Origin of the sequence: Paenibacillus sp. V4I9 (genome assembly GCF_030817295.1) — a bacterium.
In the GTDB taxonomy this organism is placed as follows: domain Bacteria; phylum Bacillota; class Bacilli; order Paenibacillales; family NBRC-103111; genus Paenibacillus_E.
The window spans coordinates 6,958,553-6,980,875 of sequence record NZ_JAUSZE010000001.1; the positions used below are offsets into that span (position 1 = coordinate 6,958,553).

Here is a 22,323-nt window from a genome sequence, read left to right on the forward strand (position 1 = left end):
TTGCTTCCTTCTTCCTTTATCTTATTTTTGAAGTACGTTATTTGCTTGGAACCTCATAATCTCATCAGCAAGCAGATATTCTGCGTAATGCCTAGAGCTTGAAACTAATTCTTCATCGCTTTTATCATCGGTATCAAAGATTGTGAAAGGCATCAAGAAGTCGGTTTCGATTAAATTACTCGTAGCATGGAAAGGGCTGAGGAGCTCATGAATCGTATAAAGATCACCGCCTCCAGGCCGATAATCAATTTCCGAGCCACCCATAGAAATTGCCAACCCAAGTTCCTTCCCTCGCAGCTTTCCTCCTTTCGACGTATAGCCCCAACCGTAAGTCAGGACATCATCCAACCACTTCTTAAGAAGCGGAGGTGAACTATACCAATAGAACGGAAACTGGAAAATGATCCGATCATGCTTTTCAGCGAGTTCTTGTTCTGTTTGAACATCAATCCGCCAATCTGGATAGGATGCATATAAATCATGCACGGTAATCTGATCCTGATACTTCTTTACTTCCTCAATCCAAGCCTTGTTCACTCGAGATTTGCCCATATTGGGATGAGCGACTAGTACCAAAGTCTTCACGATTACCCTCCTATTCTCAGAATTCGTATTTTTTCTTCCTTCAGTATTTGCCTTGTTCATATTGTTTATGAATTCCTGTATTAACTTTAACGTAAATTTGAGCTTTCCGCTTTTCTGTAAGGTCCGATCTATTTGTTCATTTAGCTCATGTCCGTTTTTAGAAAAGAAAAATGCACCACTAGAATTTCATCGGATAAACCAAGGTGGTTATTCAACATCCATTCTAGGGGGTGTACTACCAGGAGGTTATATTCCCATTTCATCCTATGCGCCTTTTTTAATCAATTGCTAAGTCTTTTTTTCTAGAGCCGGAATAACCAACATACTATGTTTGCATTCAAGTTTTGAAGGTATGCAAGGGGATACCGCGGGAGTTGAGAAACCTATTGCTCCATGATGTTGTTAAGCCAAATAACCGTATTCCATGAGTGATTGCTGAATTTCATCCAGCAATCTTTTTACCCCCAGGGATTGGGTTTTCAGACAGACGATTTAGTTCATTTGAAGAAACGTTGTGTAGGCAACATCGAAAGCTTTTGCTCGGGGAACTTCGATAACAAACACACTCCCTCCCAATTTTCTTTTGGTTATTGGGTTTATTGCACGACCAGCGTAATCTGCCCGTTAATTGAGAAACGGCAGCCGATCGTTTTGTCAGCTGCCGTTGTGTCTTAATTGTTTTCCGTTCGTTTTATCAAATGTATTAGTTCCAAAAAGTTGATTTTGCTTGGATATGAGTGTAGGATCCAGCGTAAGATGATAGATCCAAAGCACCGCTAAATATCCAAACTCGAACATTTCTTTCGTCGATCCATCTCCTCCCGCGCAACGACTCCCGATGGACACTTCCCGTTCCGCCCAATGCGCAATATGAGCCGTTGATTTTGTAAAGATGTGACCTTCCATCCATGGGCCTTCATCGCTCTCCCAGACGACGGCAAACGGATTGGGGCGGACCATAGTCCTGCCGGATTGCCGATGCCCCAGACGTCGTCGGTCGTGATAAGTTAAAGTAGGTCCGTCATGATAGCGTTGCGTCGGCGCGTAGATGCCTTCGGAGCTTTCCCTGCCTCGGATTTCGAGGATCTTGTTGTCGGCCAGTTACTCCTTGACGCTGCCGAGCTGCAGACCATGCACAAAATATTTTTGCAGGAACGGGTAGACGACGAGGATCGGCACCGAGGCGATCGTAATCGACGCCCGGATCGACATCAGTGTTACCATGTTGCGTATGGCGCTTAAATCGGCTCCGTTTGCGACGGCCGGATTGCTGTTCGAGTTCATGGAAGAAGACAGAAGCTTCATCAGCTCGTACTGCAGCGTACTCAAATTTTGCTTGGATGACGTAAACAGGAAGGTATCGAACCAGGAATTCCACTGCCCGACCGCGATAAACAGTCCACGGTAGCCAGAACCGGCTGGCAGAGCGGGAGGACTACCGAGACGAACGTCCCGAAATCTCCCGCGCCGTCTATCTTTGCCGATTCGATCAGAATTAAGAACTGATACAACCGACTGGTAGGAGGTATCCTCTCGCCCCTTCTTTTCCACCCATTCCTCTTCACCCGTTTTCTATATTCATAACAATATTTGTATATTTTTATTTATAACAAATCACAAGTGTTTGTTTGAAGAAATCCTTATTTTGATTTTTTTTATACCACTGCTATACTTCAGCAGTTCTATTCAAATTGAGTGTTATTACATAGTTAATGTATATTGCAATGAGGCCCGCTCCTCCAATAGCTCGACTTACATAGTGCATGTAATGCCACTTGGTAGGAAACCCATCTTTATTTCTGACGGAAAATTGACACATAGGAGGCATGACGACGCGGTTTTTTATTCAAGCCTTTTTTCTTAAAAGTACTAAATAAATGATCCATTACCATTAACTCCTTTAATGATTTAATTTGCAGCTTAGCAGCAACAGATGAACTGCCCGCGAGTTGTTTCCCCGCCATTTATCACGCAACCATACGGGCTGCTTGCCGAGATGGCTGCCGGCTCACGAAATAGATGCTGAGCAGGATCAGAACGAGTCCCGCGAACAGGGAAACCGTAAACGGTTCGCTGAAGATAAGGCAGCCTGTGAGGATAGCCACAAGAGGGATCATGAACGTAAACGACGCTACTTTGCTCGCCTCTCCGGAGCCAATCAACCGATAGAACACGAGCCAGCCCAAGGCGATGACGAAGACAGATATGAATAACAGGCTCCCTATGAAGCCGGCGCTCCAAACCACGTCGGACCAGTTCTCGACGCAGGTGCCGAGCACTGTCATGAATCCCCCCCCGATCAGCAGTTGAAGCGTCACGAGCCATATCGGATCCACGACGGCGCTAGATTTTTTGACGAACACGATGCCAAGCGCCCAGCTGAGCGCTGATCCCAAGGCAAGCAATATCCCCGCGACAGAGATATGGCCGGAGATACCTCCCGCGCCGCTGCATATGACGGCCACACCGGCAAATCCTAGAACGAGACCAATGATTTTTAGCCCGTTCATCGATTCGCCCAGCCATAACCACGAGAACAAACCGACCAGTACCGGCTGAAGAAAGACGATCGCCGAAAACAAGCCTGACGGCAGGTACCCTAGTCCGATCGTTTGCAAGCCGTAATACAGCACGACGTTGAGGATGGCGGAAACCGCATAGATGCGCCAAGTTCGCCTGAATTGCAGGTTCTTGAATCTCGGAATGGCAACCCCCAAAAGCAATAGTCCACCCAGCAGGGTTCGAATACCGGAAAACAGCACTGGCGGCATGTAAGCCAAAGCATATTTGGATAAGGGCCAGTTGACTCCCCAGACGATGACGAGGTATGCGATCAATAAAGCCGTTTGGACACCCGTTGATTTCTTCATGATGTAATTGTCCCCCTTACGAAACGAATAAAGTCAGCAATATATTTTCCATCCAATGAAGAGTGCAGAAGGCAAGGCTTTTGGAATTAAGGACATTAATGCAAAAGAGGCCAACATATTGTTGCATTTCGATAAATTAAAGGCTGCCGATCAGGAAGAAATTATTGATTTTATAAAGTTGAAAATAAGTCGATATTAATAATTTAGTTATTTTTATATTGTTCTATCATCTCTCACTGCTCATAGGGATACTTTACTTAGGAGAACGTATGCTGACTGACAAGTTACGTCTACTTAAGCGTCCAAACTCAGCTAAAGGGACATGGGGCATTGCATTTGTGCCTTGTTCACTCGAGATTTGCCCATATTAGGATGAGCGACTAGTACCAAAGTCTTCACGATTACCCCTCCTATTTCGGAATTCATATTTTTACTTCCTTCCGTATTTGCCTTGTATATATTGTTTATGAATTCCGGATGTATTAACTTTAACGTATATTTGGGCTTTTCGCTTTTCTGTAAGGTCCGATCTATTTGTTCATTTAGCTCATACCCGTTTTTAGAAAAGAAAATGCACCCATTAAAAATTTCATCGGATAAACCAGGATGGTTACTCCAACGTCCATTCCAGGGGGTGCACTACCAGTAGATATGAGTTAATAATGTCCCTATTTATAAGTCTAAAAGTCAGTATTTCAATATGGCTTTGTCTATAACAGCCATAGGAATTGCTTATGCAAAAACTTAATAAAACTTTTAAAGGGTATAGTTTTTTTTAAAGCATTGTATAGAAAACAGAATATTGTTTGTACAGTTAAATTTCATTAGACTGAGACAGCAGCACAGAATGTCCATTTTTATGGACCTGTTCAATCAAATATGGAAAGTTGGGATCTTTGAATGTTTGACGGCAAGACAGATCTACTATTGGCTGAAAACTCTGCAATTAAATTTTAGGAGGAAAAAGTATGCTGAATAATCAAACAAGTAAAGAATGGGCAAATCCGACACCCGCGGGTCTAGTGGCACTGGCAGTTGCCTGCGCATGTTTTTTCGCTTTGCTGACCGGTCGCGTGGAATCTTCTGCGCTGCCTCTTATCGCCTGTTGGCTGCTAGGCGGCTTTGTAGTACAATTGATCGTCGGCATCTTGGATTTAAAGAGACAAAATGATACTGGAGGAAATACATTTCTATTTTTCAGTGCGTTCTTCATGTTGGTGGGTGGCCTGGAAATGTTGCTCAAATACGACGCGATAACAGCAGGTATACCTTTGGATTCTCGGATTGACGGTTATGCATGGTCGGTGTTGGCAATTATATTGTTGCTGTGGACGCCTGCATTTTTTAAATCATTCAGCCTGCTCTCTGTTATAGTAATATTACTGGATGTTGCCCTTCCGTTTATTGCACTGACTGATCTTGGTGTGCTGGCAAAAGGCTTTGAACAAATTTCTGCATGGGCGCTGCTTGCTTCAGGCGTTGTTGCAGTGTACCTCTGTTCAGCACAGGTTGTAAATCAGGCGTATGGTCGTGTAGTCTATCCATTGCCACGCTTAGCACGGGTAAAGATGCAGACGGTAACAGTAGCAGACCCCAAATAATACCTAAACAACGAGCCCACCATTTCCTGGTGGGCTCTCATCTTCTATGCCGCGGATTTACATGTTCTTACATAGCGGCCCTTCCCTTGGATGCACTTCTATAATTTACCATACCTCACTTACTCATCTCCTCAATCCTTTCAATTGTTTTAACAAGCTATGTCCGAAATTATAAGTCTAAAAGTCAGTATTCTTACTAGTAATAAGGCTTTCTCTATAACAGCCATAGGAATCGCTTATGCAAAAACTTAATAAAACTTTTGAAACGTCTGACGGCAAGACAGATCTACTTTTGGCTGAAAACTCTGCAATTATCCTTGCGCATCGCGGGCCTTTTCAGCGTACTCATCGCTATTTGACCAATTCCATAAACTTATGCGCTGTGGTGGAGAGCGGCATGTTGCCCATGATCATGAATCCTACCTGGGACGACGGCATGTTGACGTGGAGCTGAATTCCCGGGTCACGTACGAAACGCCCAGGCCCTTGCGCGCGAATAAGATCAACAGGTCGATGCTGCCGACCTCGATTTCGAACAATTCCGTGATGGCATCCGGACCCGGCTGTTCCGCGAGAACAGGAGATCGGGTACTGAAGAAGCTGCTCCATCGACATCACCACGCCTTTGAGCTCAGCGTAATGGGCTTTTATTACTTCCTCAAACAAACCTTATTCACTCGAGTATGTCCAAATTAGGATGAGCGACAAGTACCAATGTTTTCACCATAACCCCTCCCATTCTCGGAATTCTCTAAAGATTGATTCAGCCTAACTTGAACATTTCATTCTCAGTAATAATGAAAAAATATAGACCACATAAATATGCCTCCTTTTATTATAAGACCTTGAACTAATTCTATTAGTAAACAAAGTATCAACCAACATATAGGGAGTACTTATATGTTGTAGTCGAACGGCCCTATAGCTTAAACAGATTGAATGTATAGAAAATATAGAATTGATCGATATATTTCGGTATTAGTATTATAAGACATGCGAGAGGCTTCATAACTAGTTATTTTGAATGCCATCGTAAAACTCTAAAAGGCAGGAGAATACAGATGATTACAGCAGATCAAGCCCGCAAGATTATCGCCGCCGGCGAGGCGCGGGCCACAGAAATAGGCGTTCCGGTCAATATTGCAGTCCTGGACGCTGGCGTGAACCTGAAGGCCTTTGGCCGGATGGACGGTGCCCTTCTGGGCTCCATCGACATCGCTCTCGGCAAGGCCCGGACAGCCGCGCTGTTCGGCATGCCCACCGAGGCAATCGGTGAATTTTCCAAACCCGGCGGCACCTCGCCCGGCCTGGAGCAGACCAATGGCGGTCTGGTGGTCTTCGCAGGAGGCCTCCCCCTGCTAGACACCAGCGGCATCCTGATCGGCGCAGTCGGCGTATCCGGTGGCGCAGTAGCTCAGGACCTCGACATCGCCCAAGCCGCGGCAGCGGCGCTCGGCAACTGAACACTAACCCAAGCAAACCATCAACCCATCTGAATGTGAAAGGAATGTATATATCATGACCACTAAAACCATCCTCATCACCGGCGCTGGCTCGGGCTTCGGCAAGGCAGCGGCCATCGGCATGGCCAAGAATGGCCACAACATCATCGCCACCGTCCACGTATCCTCGCAGGTGACCCCGCTGCGCGAGGAAGCCACAGCACTCGGCCTTACCAACCTGCGCGTCGAGCGGCTCGATCTGACCGACCCTTATGATATCAAACAGGCGCAGTCCTGGGACTTCGACGTACTCTGGAACAATGCGGGCATGGGCGAAGCCGGCCCGGTCTGGGAAATCCCCGTCGATCTCGTCCGCAAGAATTACGAGGTCAACGTCTTCCTGCCACTGACCCTCACCCAGGGCGTTGTCCAGAAATGGGTTCGCGAGGGCAAGCGTGGCAAGGTCGTCTTCACTTCGTCCATGGGCGGCCTGTTCACCCCCGCCAACTGGGGCACCTATGTTTCGACCAAGCATGCGCTGGAGGCATTCGCCGAAGCCATGCAACAAGAGCTGACCCAGTATGGGATCAAGGTCCAGACCATCAATCCGGGCGCCTATTACACGGGTTATAACGAGACGATGGCGGACAATCCGTTCCGCTGGCTCGACGACCAGGTCAACTTCACAAAGCGCGTCGATCTGCGCAAAGGTTTCGACGATTTCTTCGCCACGCCTGAAGGCAAGATGGATGCGCAGGAGATGATCGATCGCATGATCGACATCGTCCCCGCCGACGAAGGCAAGTTCCGAAACGTCGTCCCCCAGGTGGTCGAGGACATGCTGAAGGACCATCAGCTCGCCGCTTGGGAAAACCGAATCTGATCTCAACCTAGCCACCGAGCGGTGCCTCAAGTGGGTGCCGCCCGTTCTTGCTAGAAAGAAATTTGCCGCTTTCCATGCTCAAGACCTGCACCAGGGTTAGCAACTGAACACCAACCCAAGCACAACCATCAACCCATCTGAATGTGAAAGGAATGTATATATCATGACCACTAAAACCATCCTCATCACCGGCGCTGGCTCGGGCTTCGGCAAGGCAGCGGCCATCGGCATGGCCAAGAATGGCCACAACATCATCGCCACCGTCCACGTATCCTCGCAGGTGACCCCGCTGCGCGAGGAAGCCACAGCACTCGGCCTTACCAACCTGCGCGTCGAGCGGCTCGATCTGACCGACCCTTATGATATCAAACAGGCGCAGTCCTGGGACTTCGACGTACTCTGGAACAATGCGGGCATGGGCGAAGCCGGCCCGGTCTGGGAAATCCCCGTCGATCTCGTCCGCAAGAATTACGAGGTCAACGTCTTCCTGCCACTGACCCTCACCCAGGGCGTTGTCCAGAAATGGGTTCGCGAGGGCAAGCGTGGCAAGGTCGTCTTCACTTCGTCCATGGGCGGCCTGTTCACCCCCGCCAACTGGGGCACCTATGTTTCGACCAAGCATGCGCTGGAGGCATTCGCCGAAGCCATGCAACAAGAGCTGACCCAGTATGGGATCAAGGTCCAGACCATCAATCCGGGCGCCTATTACACGGGTTATAACGAGACGATGGCGGACAATCCGTTCCGCTGGCTCGACGACCAGGTCAACTTCACAAAGCGCGCCGATCTGCGCAAAGGTTTCGACGATTTCTTCGCCACGCCTGAAGGCAAGATGGATGCGCAGGAGATGATCGATCGCATGATCGACATCGTCCCCGCCGACGAAGGCAAGTTCCGAAACGTCGTCCCCCAGGTGGTCGAGGACATGCTGAAGAACCATCAGCTCGCCGCTTGGGAAAACCGAATCTGATCTCAACCTAGCCACCGAGCGGTACCTCAAGTGGGTGCCGCCCGTTCTTGCTAGAAAGAAATTTGCCGCTTTCCATGCTCAAGACCTGCACTAGGGTTATCTACAACGCCGCACTGGGCGTCACCGCGACCGCGCTGGCCCTAATCGCGATCGAGTCCCGCTCCTCTTCCGATATCGAGACACAAAACAAGACTTCTGTCGATAAACGATGTGGGGGTTGTTTCGTGGAGAGGGACCCTCGTTGGTTACACAAGCGGTAATGTCTCGAAGCAGGTTATGCTCCGGTTAACCATTCTCTAATTATGGTGGGTGCTATGTTTAGAATAAATTTGAATTTGCTAGAATATCGCGCACATTGCATCGCATGACTAGGTAGGGCGGTGAGGCATTCACGGTTATACCTACGGATATAACGCAGGGGGACCAGGCTTGCCACTGAAGCAGCAGGGACGTAGCCGCGTATGTGTTTATGAAGAAAGCTTTTCCGATGTAAAGTGAAAATAACAGCCCCGTATTTTATTTACGGGGTTTTTTGTTGTTGGTCGGTAACATGTTCGAACGTCAAAATGATTCTGTGTTTGAGATGATCAATTCTAATAAAAACCTATTGACTAGCCGAAACCTCTAAGCCTTCCATATAGTTCCGCAACATTGCTTATTATGCGAGACTTAATAGTTTTAGCGACGGGTCACAGACTCAGGTGAACATCCGATCGGCCCAGGCTACTAAGAAATACACCACCAAGACAAAAATGGTCAACCAGTAAAAACCGGTTGACCTCATAATACGACGGAGAACGTTAGTTCAATTAACCGCCAACGCGATTTACCCATTCAACACGTCTTGCCATAGCCGCTGCTGATATTCGCTCGATAACAGGTCGGAGTGGCGGACGAACAAGCGGGTTAAGATCTCCGTAGTGCAGCCGACCTGTTCGGCGATTTCCTTGATTTTTTTCTTCGGCTGCTCTTCCACGAGCTTGCAGGCCATTTGGAAGCGGAATTCGCCCAAATAGTCCTTGAAGTTGCGGCCCACGATATTCTTGAACAAGGTGGACACATAGTTGCGAGACAGGTTCAGGTAATCGGCTAAGCTGAACAGGCTGATGTCCTTGTTATAATTATCATGAATAAAGGAGAGCATATTCTCGGCCAGGCTGTTGTTCGACTTCTCGCGCTCTTGGGAGAACCAGTGGTCCAGCGCCGCCAACGTATCGAGAGCTGCCTGATGCAGCTCCTCGTACGTGCGGCAGGATCGTAAAGGTAGGTCCAGCTGCTCCAGCTGCCCGAACAGCACCAGCGATTGGCCACCCGAGCTGTCGATGATCACCGACAGCTAGTAGTTAATGTCTTTTTTTCAATATGGGTTGAAGGGTAAATCGAGGAAGCGTTTAAGCTTCATAATTGCCCTATTTGCGATGGCTATAGTCTGCTTACTTTTTCGATTGTTCTAAAAAGAAATCGATACATGTTTGAACCGAAGGATTATTGTAATGATGCTTTTTAAAAATAAGCTTGATCTCACGAACAGGCGTTGGATCTACGAGTCGGATCATTTTTAATTGCTGACCAAAAAAGCTGCTTTCAATTAAATAAGCAGGTAAAATAGCTACCCCCATCTTATGCAGTACCATAAAAAGAAGAATTTCCGTGGAAGTTGACTTAAACTTTGATTGCAAAGATTTGGCGATCTTATGGCTTAATTTATGAAGTTGCTCGATTAAACTTATATCCTTAACAAATAAGGCAGATTCTAAATCCTCTAGCTCATGAAAAGAAATAACGGTTCGATCTGCCCATGGATGATCCGCATAAACGACCAATGCTTGTTCTTCTTTATATAGGTGCATCATATGAATTTCTTTGTTTGGTTCATGTTTGTCGGTAATGCCAATATCGATACTACTATTCAATAATTGCTGTGATGTATCCTCTGCACTGGTAAAATTTAATGTGATATCAGGATACTGTTCATGGAATTCCAAAAAACGGGGTATTAAACAAAAAAAGGCCATAGGCGAGATGCCTATTAAAAGATTATTTGTTCGAGCATTGCGTAACTCGTAAGTTTCTTTCTTCGATTCTTCAATGAGCCTCATCATGAAAAGAGCTTTTTCGTAAAGTATTTCACCAGCAGCTGTAATCTTTACCCCTCTACCAACTCTCGCGAACAATGGAGTTCCAACTTCTCTCTCTAAAAATCGGATCTGTTGACTTAAATTAGATTGAGAGATCATTAAAACTTCTGCAGCCTTAGTAAAGCTTCCTTCTTTGCAAATTTGAACGTAACATTCTAGTTGCCTGAACACGAAAGATTTACCCCCTTTTCCCAATAGATCGTACTGTTTAATATGATCGTCCTGTACTTACATATGAATTCATCTCTTGAATGAATATGCGTGCAGCGAAACTCATAGTTGGTGGCGCCTTAGCATTCCTGCCGTGCAATGATATACAGATTCTTTTGATCGAAATCCTTTACGGTATGCACCAGAACCAGCTCGCTGCAATCTTCGTTAAAGCGGGAGATGATCGTATTCAGCAGCTCTTCCGTCATGAAAAATTCCGATCGGAAAAAATCCAGGTTCCCGGTCCGATTATTCAAGATGACATAATTATCCGTATATTTGGTGACAACGATCGCATGGCTCTGGCTAGAAGCTATCCCATTAATGCCGTTGACGAAACTGGAAACTTTGAGCTTCTCATAGTTGGTCAAATATTCGCCTAAATACTTCCGAGTGTACTCGGAAACGCCCAGCATCAAACCGATCTCTTGCGGAGACTGCAGACGGATGTCCGTATAATCGCTCAGCTGCCTCGCTTTAGCCGCCACATCTTCGTTAAACGCATTTAACCGCTTGGACATATGAATTCATCTCTTTAATGAATATACGTGCAGTAGACCTCATAGTAACGGAATTAAGATATACAAGAGATATATCCCAACAAGGAACATGGCCTTCTAATCTTACAATACGCAAAGAATCGTCCCTTAGACTTTCGAGCAAAGATGTTGGTATAAGAGCTGCTCCAAGTCCATGACGAACCCAATGAATCAATACTGAAGTGGAGGACGTTTCTATTATCGACTTCAAGGTAAACCCACAAGAGAAACAATACATATCAATTAATGATTTGTTTTCTTTACAAAACATGATCGAATTCATTTGCTTTAAGGATCGAAAAGGTATCGAAGATTTATCGGCTAAAGGATGTTCTGAGTGAATCAATAGCGCCATATCTTGTCTATACAAATGAGTCGAAATGACCGAAGCATCAGAAATCGGATTTGCAGTGATTCCAATGTCTACCCTCTGCTCCAAAACTTTATTCTCTGCATCCTTTGCATCGATAATTTTTAATAGAATATTCGGGTACTTCTCGCGAAATCTCATGAAATAAGGAGCAAGATATTCAAGTTCAGCAGGACAACATCCAATAGAAGTTGTTTCTCCAGATATATTGTTTCGGCCATATATTTCATTTCGCGTCTCTTCAAGAAGATTCATAATAGCGTTTCCCTTATTCAAGAGAATTTTTCCCGCTTCCGTTACTTCAACTCCCTTACTTACCCGATCGAACAATGGAATATTATACTCATCTTCCAAAACCCGAATTTGCTGACTTAGTGTAGGCTGAGTCACACCTAATTCTTCTTTAGCTTTGCTGAAACTTCCCGATTTGCATATTTGAATAAAATATTCAAGCTGGCGCAATTCCATAGTGTATCCCCCGCTGCAAAGATATTTCAAACAAAAAGCACTGCCTCATTGAGAGCAATGTGCACCTCTTAGAATTGACTTCACCTATATTCGCCTGGCTGGCCGGTCCTGTTCAAGAAATCTCAGCTTGGCCGGTTCGCTGTTTTTCGTGTGATTGCTGGACTTTGTAAACATTATAAGAAATAACACGTCATGTAATATACCCGCTAGATTTCAGGTGAGGTGCTACGGATGATACATGAAATATTCGGAAAGTTGATCCACCGGAACACCTATTTGCTTGGTCATAATAGTCCGCTGCAGGAGCATGATTATTCTCGTATATTTTTCGTTCTCTTATATCTGCTTTAGTCACCGTCAACGACTCACCTTTTGGGACAAATATATTTTCTCGATACAAGTAAAATGGATGTTTGGTTTTTACGATTGTCAGAATGGCTGCATTTGAGTATAAGCTGCCGTTGCAGCTAAGCATCATGCCAAACTTCCCGTTATCTCCGGCGCTTCCCCCAATAAGAGGGAAGTCTTTGTTGGGAAATAGGGATTGAATAACCGACAATACTTTTTCCTCCGCTTTCCTCAAGCCGTCAACGAGCAAAATACCAAACGTATTGTTATCATATAGGGCCAATCCTTCAAACGCACTTGATTCGCGTTCTCTGAACCGCATCGGAATCGTTCAAATCCCCTCGATCACAGCCACATTTAATTGCAGATTTAGGGAGGATAGCCCGATGGCAACGATACAGCGATCGGTAAATCCTTCTTTGGAGATTCCTCCCGCCACTACGTATCCTATACATTGCGTATCCGGGAAGTGATGATGAAACGATGCTCCGACACCTCTTCAAAATCGTAATCATCGGAACAGAAGAACAATATGAAATTCAGAGTTTGGTGCTTAAGCCGGAAGATCGTCTCCTCAGCCGCTTCGGCTGTTTCTGGTTGCCTGCTAATACTCTGAATAACCTTTAACAAGAGAGCCAATTCCAATCTGAGTTTGTCTTGATATCATCATTTTGATTCTATCAGTAAACGATACCACGATCTGCCTGTCATTACTTTGTTGTAAAGTCCATTTTTGTTGTTCATTTCGTTTGTCTCAGAGCATGTCCCTAGTTGGGCGGTGCATCGATAACGGTCCATGGAATCTTTCTGGGGACCCTAAAATGCGAGAAATATTATTTACACACGTACCATACCTTTGAGGAGCTCAAGCGGGACATTGAGGCCTATATCCGCTTTTACAACAACGAATGATTACAAGCGAAAAACGGCCTCAGCCCGATGGAAAACAGGACTAAGGCCGCTTAATTGATTTTATTTTTTGTACTGTCTACTTGAGAGGGTGCAGTTCATGCCCGGCTGCCGTCGTGAGTTTGATATTAAGCTAATGTCTCCCGTTAAGCTTAAAAATAGTTCGTTATTCTACACTTAAAAAAAATAGTCCCGATGGCTGTAATAGCTCACCGGGACTAACTAAGTGTTCACGACTTAATATCAGATCTGATTTTACCTTTATTTAAAGAAATCTTTATTTTAATGATTTCATCGATTTCTTTTTGATCAAACCCATCTAACAACCTATAGTTAGAAATCATGCTTAACTCTCCTTCTGATAGAACAGAAGAAACATTAGATTTAATTAAATCATTCTCAATTATTATTAAATCATCTATATTACAATTAAATTGTTTCTTTATTGCTAATAAGGTATCAAAGGATGGATTGCAATTTCCTTGCTCAATCTCACTTAGATTCCCTTGAGAGATGCCTATTCTACTCGAAAACTCCACTTGATTCATATTATTTAATTTTCGTAATCTACGAATATTGGACCCGATATTTATCATTTTTTCACATCTAATTAAATAATAAGTGACCCGACCATCTTATTGATCGGGTCACCTGAATAAAAGCCGTTAATTTTGACAAGAAGTTATTATTGTGGTTCCACACTTTTATTATTGGTTCCACAGTTTTATTACTGGTTCCATACTTTTGTTACTGGTTCCACACTTTTATATCACCAGACAATGTAGTGTCTAAATAATCCAAACCTACTCCACCGTCACACTCTTCGCCAAATTACGAGGCTTATCAACATCATTACCACGCGCCAACGACGCGTAATACGAAAGCAGCTGCAGCGGTATTACCGACAACGCAGGTGATAAAACATCCAGCGTCTTAGGAATAACGAAGGTGCTATCTACAGACTTCTGCAGCTCCAGCTCACCTTCTACGGCAATCCCAAGTACATTTGCGCCGCGCGCTTTAACTTCTTTAATATTGCTTACCGTTTTCTCAAGCAGTTCATGCTGAGTAGCCAACGCGATAACCGGAACACCATCCTCGATTAGCGCTAGTGTGCCGTGCTTCAATTCACCTGCTGCATAAGCTTCTGAATGAATGTAAGAAATCTCTTTCAGTTTCAAAGATCCTTCCATGGCTACAGCATAATCCAAGCCTCTTCCGATGAAGAAGAGATTATCATGCTTAGCCATCTCCTCAGCGACTGCTTTAATGGCTTCCGCTTGCCCCAAAATTTCTTCCACTTGAGCCGGCAGCTCTTTCAATGCCTTAACCGCTTCTTTAATCTCATCCGATGTTTGTGTCCCTAGCGTTTGAGCCAGGTGCAAGCCGAGCAGATAGAAAGCAATTAACTGTGAAGTGTATCCTTTCGTAGACGCAACTGCAATTTCAAGGCCCGCCCAAGTTGTGATAACATCATCAGCTTCACGCGCTACCGAGCTTCCTACCACATTCGTAATGGCCAGTACATGCGCACCACAACGTTTAGCTTCACGAAGCGCAGCCAGCGTATCCGCCGTCTCACCTGACTGACTTACTACGATAACAAGCGTATCTTTCGTGATAATGGGTGAACGATAACGATATTCAGAAGCAACATCCGTTTCCACCGGAATACGCGCCAACTTCTCAATAACATACTTACCAACCATACCGGCATGATAGGCTGTACCACAAGCAATAATATGAACACGGCTAATGTTGCGAATCGCTTCAGCTGTAATCGTAAGCTCATTCAGCGTCACGCTAAGACCATCAGGGGAAATACGGCTGCCCATTGTGTCGCGGTAAGCTTTGGGTTGGTCATAGATTTCTTTCAACATAAAGTGATCAAATCCGGCTTTTTCGGCAGTTACAATGTCCCAATCGACATGAAACATTTCCCTGGAAATAAAATTCCCCTCTAAAGTCATTAATTCGACACCATCACGCGTCAACAGCGCCATTTCGCCATCATTCAAAATAAACACATTACGTGTATATTCAAGAATAGCAGGGATATCCGAACCAATGAAATTCTCGCCTTCGCCAATACCGATAATCAAAGGACTAGCCTGGCGCACAGCTACAAGGCGATCCGGCTCATATTCGGTCAGTACACCTAGCGCGAATGCACCTGTCATATACTTTACAGCTTTTTGGACAGCTTTGAGGATATCTCCTTCGTACAAATCAGCGATTAAGTGAGAAATTACTTCTGTATCCGTCTCAGATACAAATTCATGACCTTTCGCAGTCAACTCTTCTTTGAGACTAATATAATTTTCGATAATACCGTTGTGCACAACCGAAAATTTCATTGAATTATCCGTATGAGGATGAGAGTTCACATCCGAAGGCTTACCATGTGTTGCCCAACGCGTATGTCCGATTCCAACGCTTCCGTTCAGTGGAGTCTCATCCAGCTTGGATTCAAGATTCGCGATGCGGCCTTTTGCTTTCTTAATTTGTAAACCATCAGCCGTGTACACAGCTACACCTGCAGAGTCATATCCTCTATATTCGAGCTTTTTGAGCCCTTCCAATAAAATTTCCTGAGAATTACGCTTTCCAATATAACCAACAATTCCGCACATAGTAGTACCTCCATAGTTTTATAAGCCTCTTTTATAAGGGCTATTTTTCAAAGATCCTGGTTTAACAATCAATCAAATACACAAGAAAAACGGCAAATCAAATAAACCATATATAAGGACGATCATTACGTTCATAAATAATAATTTAAGTAGATGTTGGATACTTGTCAGCCTGGTCGCCCAAACGTTTTTGCTCTCCAACTTAACGGCACTCCTCATGCCGGAAGGTCCCCGCCGAATGTTTCGAACACCTTCACCTCGTCAACTCACCTGCGTAGTAGTAGCAATCTCACTACATTTCCGTCCCGCTTGCGAGTTCTGGCGCTATTTGCTGCTTAATTAACCTCTATCCTGCCTTTCCTTCTTGAGTCAAATACATCATATTCATTTTAAAGCTTGCTTGCAACTTATTTTTTCTTGGAAAATCCCCCAATTAGCAATAAGCACGAAAGGGGGATCCACATGTCCCTGCCTTTTATACTAATTGCTCTTGAATAACCTTAGCAATATCATGAACATAAGCCTCAACTTGCTCCTTGTCAGGACCTTCAGCCATAACGCGAATTAACGATTCCGTTCCCGAAGGTCGCACCAGTACGCGGCCGTTATCTCCGAGTTCTTCCTCCACTTTACGAATGGCTTCCTCAATCACTGCGTTGTCCTTGAGCTTGCTTTTATCCGCAACGCGAATATTAACCAATAGCTGCGGGAACTTACGCATAATTCCTTTTAACTCACTAAGCTTACGCCCTGATTGGACAATGGTGTTCACCAGCTGTAATGCCGTCAGAATGCCATCCCCGGTCGAGATGTAATCAAGGAAGATAACATGCCCCGACTGCTCTCCGCCTAAGTTATAACCGCCTTTACGCATCTCTTCCATCACGTAGCGATCGCCTACAGCGGTTTGCAGAGCTTTAAGACCCGCTTTTTCAATCCCTTTGAAAAAGCCAATGTTCGCCATCACCGTCGTCACAATCGTGCCGTGGTTCAGCTTCCCAGTGCGATTCAGCGCATCGCCCAGAATACTAAGGATGAAGTCGCCGTCGACTTCTTCACCAGTTTCATCGATCGCGATCAGACGATCCGCGTCGCCGTCAAAAGCAAGACCAATGGCTGCGCCATGTTTCACCACTTCTGCGCGAAGCTTCTCAGGATGCGTGGAGCCGCAATGGTCGTTGATATTGCGACCGTTCGGCTCAGCGCCGATGGTGATAACTTCCGCTCCTAGTTCGCGGAACACCGTAGGAGCCAGCTCGAATGCAGAACCATTCGCGCAGTCCAGAACGACCTTGTATCCGGCGAAAGACTCGGATACCGTCTCCTTCAAGAACGCCAGATAGGCGAACTTCGCATCTGGATCATCCGAAACCGTGCCAATCTCGCCGCCAACTGGGCGAGGTAATTCATCCACAGCCGCGTCAAGCAGCTGCTCAATTTCAAGCTCCGTCTCGTCAAGCAGCTTGAAGCCGTCGCCCCCAAAAAACTTAATCCCGTTATCCTCAACCGGATTATGCGAAGCCGAAATCATAACGCCCGCATCGGCTCCGAGCTTTTTCGTTAAATAAGCTACCGCCGGTGTGCTGACGACACCGATGCGAATAACCTCAACGCCAATCGATAGTAAGCCTGCTACGAGTGAAGCTTCCAGCATTGGACCCGAGATCCGTGTATCTCTCCCGATAACAACCTTCGGATGCTTAGCCTGTCTCGTTAATACATAACCGCCGCATCGGCCTACTTTATAAGCTAATTCTGGTGTCAGTTCGCCATTAGCGACTCCTCGCACACCATCTGTACCAAAATATTTCCCCATGTTTATATTCTCCTCTTTTTCTACAACCCATTATGGATTTGTTACTTTAGGTGTTTTCTCGCTGATTTCTACAGTCGCCTTCACTTCTTGCGGCATACCGAGCTTCACATAGGTCGGCAGATTTAATGTCACCTTCAGCTCATGCTTACCTGGCGGTAAATTACTAACATCCAGGATCGCCTGTACATCCTGCACTTTCATTTGATCAATGAGTGCAGGAGCGCCCTCTACCGTAATGTTTAGCTTAGCCGTCTCCGGCAATGTAACTTTCGTATCATAGCTTTCGTTTTGGCCAATAATCGTGATCGGTACATTTTCCAAAGCCTTCGTAATGGAAGGAACAATTTCCACGCGGACCGTAACTTTGGCAGGATCCAGTTGAGTTACTTTATTCCTCAAGGGAATGTCCAGTGCAAACTCCTTTGTTTCCTTCAGATCCTGAACACTCAGCTGCGGCCCCTGATAAAATTCTAGGCGATCTACAACATCTTGAGTACCGTAGACGGTTACCTTGTCCGGATTTTGAGTAACCATCGCTATCGCGAAACCTTTTGGCGGCTCTCCACTAATCTTCATCTGCAGCGGTATGGTTTGGAAAGGGCTCGTGATTGGCACTTCGACATCGACCACAGAAGGATTGATATTCAAAGTTACTTCTTTGCCATCTTTATCAAAAGCTTGCAGTCTCACTTGCTTCGTAACTGCAGCCTGGGCCTTATCTACCGAGACCTCGCCGCGAACATTCTCGATCTGCTCGAGCTTACTAGTCTGCGCGGTAATATACACCTTGGCTGGCTTTACAATCGGCTGTCCGGCTTTGAGACCGGCTGCTGGTGTTCCTTTGACATTAATAACGACTGGCACTTCTTTCATCTGCAGCTCTTCGATAATCACATGGACCGTTCTAGGAACAATTTGAACTTCCACATCTGAAGGTAAACCAACCGGTTTAAGTGTAACTTGATGATCTCCCTTGCCCACTTGCGTCAAGTCGAGTTCAATTTGATAGGAATTACTGGTCGTCACTTTCTTAACCGAGGATTCCTTCCCTTTCACAATAACCTGTACGTTGGCAGGAGCCATGGACGAAATGTGATAATGAGTTTCATCATATTTTGTCGTAATGGCTACGTTATTTATGGTTTCCTCCCGCTCGCGGAGAGGAGAATTTCCGGATATATTGGTTTCTTCCATGTGAACAACAACCCATAGCAAAATACCTATCACAAGTGCAACAATTCGCACCACATTCGTATTACGTAACCATTTATCCATTCGAACGCCCCCTCCATTTCAAGAAAGGGTTTTTCTCATTTGTTTTCGCCTTTGGCTTCAGTTCTTCGAACAATTTGGCGATCAAAGATTCTTCTTTAATGTCCCTTACGATATGACCATTCATTGTGAGCGAGATTTGCCCGGTCTCTTCCGAAACAATGATACACATCCCATCTGAAACCTCACTCATCCCAATGGCCGCACGATGCCGTGTACCAAGCTCTTTACTGATAAAGGGATTCTCAGACAAGGGCAAATAACAACCAGCAGCCATTAATTGGCCTTGTCGAATAATTACAGCGCCATCGTGAAGCGGCGTATTCGGTATGAAAATATTAATCAACAGCTCCGCACTGATCTTACTCTCTATCGCAATACCGGACTCAACATAATCAGTCAGACCGGTCTCTTTCTCGAAAACAATCAAGGCCCCTATCTTTCTTTTGGCCAAATAGTTCGCAGCACGTATTACTTCACTAATCCGCTTATTAACATCTTGATCCTCTTCCGTGGAAGATCGGCTGAATAGCTTCCCCCGGCCCAACTGCTCCAATGCCCGCCTTAGCTCCGGTTGAAAAATAATAATGACCCCAAGAACCCCGAACGTAAAGGTCTGGTTCATCATCCATTGCAGCGTACTGAGCTGAAACCAAATACTAAATACCCATGTAATGACGACAACAAGGATACCCTTCATAAGTTGAATAGCCCTTGTCCCACGCACCAACAGGATCAGTTTATAAATCACATAGCTAACGATCAGAATATCAACGATATCCTTAGCCGAGATGCTCGTGAGTAAGTCCATTTATTATTCTCCCCCAGCGACTGAACACAGTGATCTCTCTATAATAGAATCATAACATAAACCCAGATATACTTCTATTTTTCTCTCTACACAAGACGTTATCAAAACGAGTTTGGTTCATTTTATTAGTATGTAAAGAAAAAAACGTCCTCCTCTGGCAAAAAGCCATTTGGAAAACGTTTCAAGCTAATGCGAGAGCATGCCTACGAACTCGCCTAATTTATACCAGACCCAGCCCAATGCTTCATCGACTTGCGTGACGTGCCCAGAGATATGCGCGGTTGACGCTAGATTGAGAGAACCATCAATAACGGTTAAGTTTCCTGTTACATCGCCTTCAACTTTCAGTTTACCCCGCTGAACAACGAGATCACCTTTCACGGTATGCCCTTGCGGTACAGTAACTGTATTACCCTCAATCACAACGTCCTGAAGGTTACTTCCCTTCACCATCAAATTCGTATCATCATTCCACATGGACATGAAGCTTCCGAACATGACAGTAGCGAAAACAACAGCTACTGATACAGCAGGATGCTTGCGAATGAAGTCCATCCAGGAATTGCGCTTCTTCACTGGAGGCAGTCCGCTCATGATTTGTGCAGTTAACGTATCAGATACTCTAACGGGAGGCAGCATTCTAACCATCGCGTCCGTTTTCTCCAATTGTCTGAAAAGAGCATGACATGCTTGGCAGGATATCAAATGCTCCTTCAATCGCTGAGAATCGGATCCGTTCAAATCACCGTCGAGATATTCATGTATGAGCGGGAGGGCTTCTTTACAATTCATCATTCAGCCACCCCTTTCTTAGACTTTTGCATGTTGTGGTATACCATACGTTTGAATTTCAAATATGTTTCACATATGAACAGGATTTGTGCTACCAACTTGATCCTCCTGCTCTAACCTTTTACGCAAGTACTCCCGACCACGATGTACACGCGTTTTGATCGTTGTAACTGGCATATCAAGTACGTCGCTTATCTCCTGCAAAGACATATCATGCAGATATCTCAGAATCACAACGGATTTATATTTTTCAGGTAACGTTTCAATAGCCTGACGTATCTGTTCCTGTGTTTCGGACACAATCACTTGCTTCTCAGGTGTGTCCTCATGACTTGGTAGCATGGCATAATAATCATTGCCCTCTCCATCCGGCATCTCCGCATCAAGCGAGTAGGTGTTCTTTCTTCGACGCAGCTTATCGATACACAGATTCGTCCCTATACGGAAAATCCAAGTCGAAAACTTCTGATTCTCATCGTATCGGTGCAGATTGGTAAATACCCGCAAGAACGTCTCCTGCACAGCATCCTCGGCTTCTTGCTTATTATTCAGCATACGGTAAGCCAAATGAAAGATCTTGTCCTTATAGAGCTCCACAAGCTCTGCAAAAGCATTCCGATCCCCATTCCTGGCCACCTTAGCCAGACGTGCTTCTACAAAGTTCAATTCGATTTCCTCCGGCTTCTCGACAATTCGATCTACATATACATACGCAGAAATTATGATTTGTTTTCAGAAATAATTATGCCTCCTATGATCAGTCCCATCCCTAACCATTGTAACCCATTTACCGGCTCTCCTATAAGTAGGTAAGCAGCAATAACGGCTACTGGCAGCTCCACCGATCCAAGCATAGCAGCAAGCGTACTACCGATTCGCGGAATTCCGATATTAAACGACACCGTAGGCACAACCTGTCCCAAGAAGCCCAGCATAAGTCCCCATAACAGCAGCGTACTTCCATTCTCATGTACAAAAACCGTTGGTGGATACAGAATATACATAACAGGCATCGCCGCGGTAAGCATAATAGCCGAATTCATAAGAGGAGGCAGGGTACTAACCACTTGTCCAGTGAAAAAGAGAAAAATGCTGTAAGTCAAAGCCGACAACAACCCATATAAAATCCCCAGTAAACTAAATTGTTCCCAGTTCGTTTCGAACACATTTACAGCAAGTAATGTACCCACCAATATTAAGACAATCGCTATGCTTTCTGCCTTTCTTGGAAGCCTTCGTTTCACGATACAATCCATTGTTATGGTCATCCATGTGAACTGAAACAGAAGAATAATCGATAAAGAAGCATTCAACTCTTTTAAAGCAATATTGAAAAAGACCGTCGTTAAAGCCAATCCAAAAATACCTATCAAACCAAGCTTAATCCAAGGACCTTTAAAGGGATTGACCCATGATTTTTTGTGAAAAAGAATCAACATCCATACGAACAACGTTCCCATCGTCATTTGTGCCGGTGTAATTTGTCCTTCTGTAAATCCTTGATCGTAGGCCATCTTGATAAAAGAGGAAAGCAAGCCATAGCTTGACGCCCCGATTATAACAAGGACCATTGCTAACCATCGCCCCATGTTGTTGCACAACTCCCGTCTATGGGCATTTCGTATAAGGACAGGAAAAGTCGAGCTGCCTACGTTAGACGTGGCCC

22 protein-coding genes and 2 pseudogenes are annotated in these 22,323 nt (G+C 45.2%); 6 read left to right on the forward strand and 18 right to left on the reverse strand.

Annotation, left to right across the window (positions count from 1 at the left end; genetic code table 11):
* Window positions 1–21: 21 nt before the first annotated feature.
* The 5 genes and pseudogenes from QFZ81_RS31910 to QFZ81_RS31930 all read right to left on the reverse strand — a co-directional run bounded on the left by QFZ81_RS31910 (window position 22) and on the right by QFZ81_RS31930 (window position 3,455).
* Window positions 22–585: an NAD(P)H-dependent oxidoreductase gene (locus tag QFZ81_RS31910; protein ID WP_307605932.1), complete on the reverse strand. Its 564-nt coding sequence runs from the start codon at window positions 583–585 to the stop codon at window positions 22–24.
* Between the two features lie 654 nt (window positions 586–1,239).
* Complete coding sequence (locus QFZ81_RS31915) at window positions 1,240–1,545, reverse strand: hypothetical protein (RefSeq protein ID WP_307437962.1); 306 nt, start codon at window positions 1,543–1,545, stop codon at window positions 1,240–1,242.
* Between the two features lie 141 nt (window positions 1,546–1,686).
* Window positions 1,687–2,078 (reverse strand): annotated as a pseudogene (locus QFZ81_RS31920) (ABC transporter permease family protein); the annotation flags it as partial.
* 224 nt (window positions 2,079–2,302) lie between these two features.
* Window positions 2,303–2,471: pseudogene (locus tag QFZ81_RS31925) on the reverse strand (oxidoreductase); the annotation flags it as partial.
* Between the two features lie 81 nt (window positions 2,472–2,552).
* On the reverse strand, window positions 2,553–3,455 hold the full coding sequence (locus QFZ81_RS31930) for a DMT family transporter (protein ID WP_307437960.1): 903 nt from the start codon (window positions 3,453–3,455) through the stop codon (window positions 2,553–2,555).
* Window positions 3,456–4,423: 968 nt separating this feature from the next.
* Here QFZ81_RS31930 and QFZ81_RS31935 point away from each other — a divergent pair.
* From QFZ81_RS31935 to QFZ81_RS31955, 5 genes are all read left to right on the forward strand, one after another.
* A complete protein-coding gene (locus QFZ81_RS31935) occupies window positions 4,424–5,056 on the forward strand; it encodes an acetate uptake transporter family protein (protein ID WP_307437957.1) in 633 nt (210 codons plus the stop codon).
* Window positions 5,057–5,294: 238 nt separating this feature from the next.
* Window positions 5,295–5,510 (forward strand): hypothetical protein, encoded by a 216-nt coding sequence (locus tag QFZ81_RS31940; RefSeq protein WP_307605935.1) that lies wholly within the window; start codon window positions 5,295–5,297, stop codon window positions 5,508–5,510.
* Between the two features lie 607 nt (window positions 5,511–6,117).
* On the forward strand, window positions 6,118–6,519 hold the full coding sequence (locus QFZ81_RS31945) for a GlcG/HbpS family heme-binding protein (RefSeq protein ID WP_307437955.1): 402 nt from the start codon (window positions 6,118–6,120) through the stop codon (window positions 6,517–6,519).
* A 55-nt stretch (window positions 6,520–6,574) separates the two neighbouring features.
* Window positions 6,575–7,381, forward strand: a complete 807-nt coding sequence (locus QFZ81_RS31950) for an SDR family oxidoreductase (protein WP_307605937.1) — start codon at window positions 6,575–6,577, stop codon at window positions 7,379–7,381.
* A gap of 163 nt (window positions 7,382–7,544) precedes the next feature.
* Window positions 7,545–8,351 (forward strand): SDR family oxidoreductase, encoded by an 807-nt coding sequence (locus QFZ81_RS31955; protein WP_307605939.1) that lies wholly within the window; start codon window positions 7,545–7,547, stop codon window positions 8,349–8,351.
* 826 nt (window positions 8,352–9,177) lie between these two features.
* Here QFZ81_RS31955 and QFZ81_RS31960 read toward each other — a convergent pair.
* The 5 genes from QFZ81_RS31960 to QFZ81_RS31980 form a co-directional block, all read right to left on the reverse strand.
* On the reverse strand, window positions 9,178–9,648 hold the full coding sequence (locus tag QFZ81_RS31960; protein WP_307605942.1) for a helix-turn-helix domain-containing protein: 471 nt from the start codon (window positions 9,646–9,648) through the stop codon (window positions 9,178–9,180).
* A 136-nt stretch (window positions 9,649–9,784) separates the two neighbouring features.
* A complete protein-coding gene (locus tag QFZ81_RS31965) occupies window positions 9,785–10,660 on the reverse strand; it encodes a LysR family transcriptional regulator (protein ID WP_307437947.1) in 876 nt (291 codons plus the stop codon).
* Window positions 10,661–10,779: 119 nt separating this feature from the next.
* Window positions 10,780–11,220, reverse strand: coding sequence for a hypothetical protein (locus tag QFZ81_RS31970; protein ID WP_307437945.1), 441 nt, complete (start codon window positions 11,218–11,220; stop codon window positions 10,780–10,782).
* Window positions 11,195–12,076 (reverse strand): LysR family transcriptional regulator, encoded by an 882-nt coding sequence (locus tag QFZ81_RS31975; protein WP_307437943.1) that lies wholly within the window; start codon window positions 12,074–12,076, stop codon window positions 11,195–11,197. The genes QFZ81_RS31970 and QFZ81_RS31975 overlap by 26 nt, the downstream gene beginning before the upstream one ends.
* A 190-nt stretch (window positions 12,077–12,266) precedes the next feature.
* Window positions 12,267–12,746: an FIST N-terminal domain-containing protein gene (locus QFZ81_RS31980; protein WP_307437941.1), complete on the reverse strand. Its 480-nt coding sequence runs from the start codon at window positions 12,744–12,746 to the stop codon at window positions 12,267–12,269.
* A 449-nt stretch (window positions 12,747–13,195) separates the two neighbouring features.
* Between QFZ81_RS31980 and QFZ81_RS37550 the strand changes: the two genes are divergently transcribed.
* Window positions 13,196–13,336, forward strand: a complete 141-nt coding sequence (locus QFZ81_RS37550; RefSeq protein WP_373463738.1) for an IS3 family transposase — start codon at window positions 13,196–13,198, stop codon at window positions 13,334–13,336.
* Window positions 13,337–13,563: 227 nt separating this feature from the next.
* Here the strand turns inward: QFZ81_RS37550 and QFZ81_RS31985 are convergent, their stop codons facing one another.
* From QFZ81_RS31985 to QFZ81_RS32020, 8 genes are all read right to left on the reverse strand, one after another.
* Entirely contained in the window at window positions 13,564–13,929 is a 366-nt protein-coding gene (locus QFZ81_RS31985; RefSeq protein WP_307437936.1) for a helix-turn-helix domain-containing protein, read from the reverse strand.
* A gap of 207 nt (window positions 13,930–14,136) precedes the next feature.
* Window positions 14,137–15,966 (reverse strand): glutamine--fructose-6-phosphate transaminase (isomerizing), encoded by a 1,830-nt coding sequence (gene glmS / locus QFZ81_RS31990; RefSeq protein WP_307437934.1) that lies wholly within the window; start codon window positions 15,964–15,966, stop codon window positions 14,137–14,139.
* Window positions 15,967–16,441: 475 nt separating this feature from the next.
* Window positions 16,442–17,782 carry a phosphoglucosamine mutase gene (gene glmM, locus QFZ81_RS31995; RefSeq protein ID WP_307605944.1) on the reverse strand — a complete coding sequence of 447 codons (1,341 nt, stop codon included), beginning with the start codon at window positions 17,780–17,782 and terminating at the stop codon, window positions 16,442–16,444.
* Between the two features lie 30 nt (window positions 17,783–17,812).
* Complete coding sequence (locus QFZ81_RS32000; protein WP_307605946.1) at window positions 17,813–19,057, reverse strand: CdaR family protein; 1,245 nt, start codon at window positions 19,055–19,057, stop codon at window positions 17,813–17,815.
* Window positions 19,050–19,865 carry a diadenylate cyclase CdaA gene (gene cdaA / locus QFZ81_RS32005; RefSeq protein ID WP_307437928.1) on the reverse strand — a complete coding sequence of 272 codons (816 nt, stop codon included), beginning with the start codon at window positions 19,863–19,865 and terminating at the stop codon, window positions 19,050–19,052. The genes QFZ81_RS32000 and cdaA overlap by 8 nt, the downstream gene beginning before the upstream one ends.
* A 186-nt stretch (window positions 19,866–20,051) precedes the next feature.
* A complete protein-coding gene (locus QFZ81_RS32010; protein WP_307437925.1) occupies window positions 20,052–20,660 on the reverse strand; it encodes a zf-HC2 domain-containing protein in 609 nt (202 codons plus the stop codon).
* 66 nt (window positions 20,661–20,726) lie between these two features.
* Window positions 20,727–21,323, reverse strand: coding sequence for an RNA polymerase sigma factor SigW (gene sigW / locus QFZ81_RS32015; RefSeq protein ID WP_307437923.1), 597 nt, complete (start codon window positions 21,321–21,323; stop codon window positions 20,727–20,729).
* 53 nt (window positions 21,324–21,376) lie between these two features.
* Complete coding sequence (locus QFZ81_RS32020) at window positions 21,377–22,246, reverse strand: DMT family transporter (RefSeq protein WP_307437921.1); 870 nt, start codon at window positions 22,244–22,246, stop codon at window positions 21,377–21,379.
* Window positions 22,247–22,323 lie beyond the last annotated feature (77 nt).

Coding starts and splice junctions, on each gene's coding strand:
- QFZ81_RS31945 (WP_307437955.1), top strand. CDS start 6,118: ATGATTACAGCAGATCAAGCCCGCAAGATTATCGCCGCCGGCGAGGCG.
- QFZ81_RS31985 (WP_307437936.1), bottom strand. CDS start 13,929: ATGATAAATATCGGGTCCAATATTCGTAGATTACGAAAATTAAATAAT.
- QFZ81_RS31950 (WP_307605937.1), top strand. CDS start 6,575: ATGACCACTAAAACCATCCTCATCACCGGCGCTGGCTCGGGCTTCGGC.
- QFZ81_RS32000 (WP_307605946.1), bottom strand. CDS start 19,057: ATGGATAAATGGTTACGTAATACGAATGTGGTGCGAATTGTTGCACTT.
- QFZ81_RS31955 (WP_307605939.1), top strand. CDS start 7,545: ATGACCACTAAAACCATCCTCATCACCGGCGCTGGCTCGGGCTTCGGC.
- QFZ81_RS31940 (WP_307605935.1), top strand. CDS start 5,295: ATGCAAAAACTTAATAAAACTTTTGAAACGTCTGACGGCAAGACAGAT.
- QFZ81_RS31975 (WP_307437943.1), bottom strand. CDS start 12,076: ATGGAATTGCGCCAGCTTGAATATTTTATTCAAATATGCAAATCGGGA.
- cdaA (WP_307437928.1), bottom strand. CDS start 19,865: ATGGACTTACTCACGAGCATCTCGGCTAAGGATATCGTTGATATTCTG.
- QFZ81_RS31970 (WP_307437945.1), bottom strand. CDS start 11,220: ATGTCCAAGCGGTTAAATGCGTTTAACGAAGATGTGGCGGCTAAAGCG.
- QFZ81_RS31935 (WP_307437957.1), top strand. CDS start 4,424: ATGCTGAATAATCAAACAAGTAAAGAATGGGCAAATCCGACACCCGCG.
- QFZ81_RS32020 (WP_307437921.1), bottom strand. CDS start 22,246: ATGGGGCGATGGTTAGCAATGGTCCTTGTTATAATCGGGGCGTCAAGC.
- QFZ81_RS32010 (WP_307437925.1), bottom strand. CDS start 20,660: ATGATGAATTGTAAAGAAGCCCTCCCGCTCATACATGAATATCTCGAC.
- QFZ81_RS31980 (WP_307437941.1), bottom strand. CDS start 12,746: ATGCGGTTCAGAGAACGCGAATCAAGTGCGTTTGAAGGATTGGCCCTA.
- QFZ81_RS31915 (WP_307437962.1), bottom strand. CDS start 1,545: ATGGTCCGCCCCAATCCGTTTGCCGTCGTCTGGGAGAGCGATGAAGGC.
- QFZ81_RS31930 (WP_307437960.1), bottom strand. CDS start 3,455: ATGAAGAAATCAACGGGTGTCCAAACGGCTTTATTGATCGCATACCTC.
- glmM (WP_307605944.1), bottom strand. CDS start 17,782: ATGGGGAAATATTTTGGTACAGATGGTGTGCGAGGAGTCGCTAATGGC.
- glmS (WP_307437934.1), bottom strand. CDS start 15,966: ATGTGCGGAATTGTTGGTTATATTGGAAAGCGTAATTCTCAGGAAATT.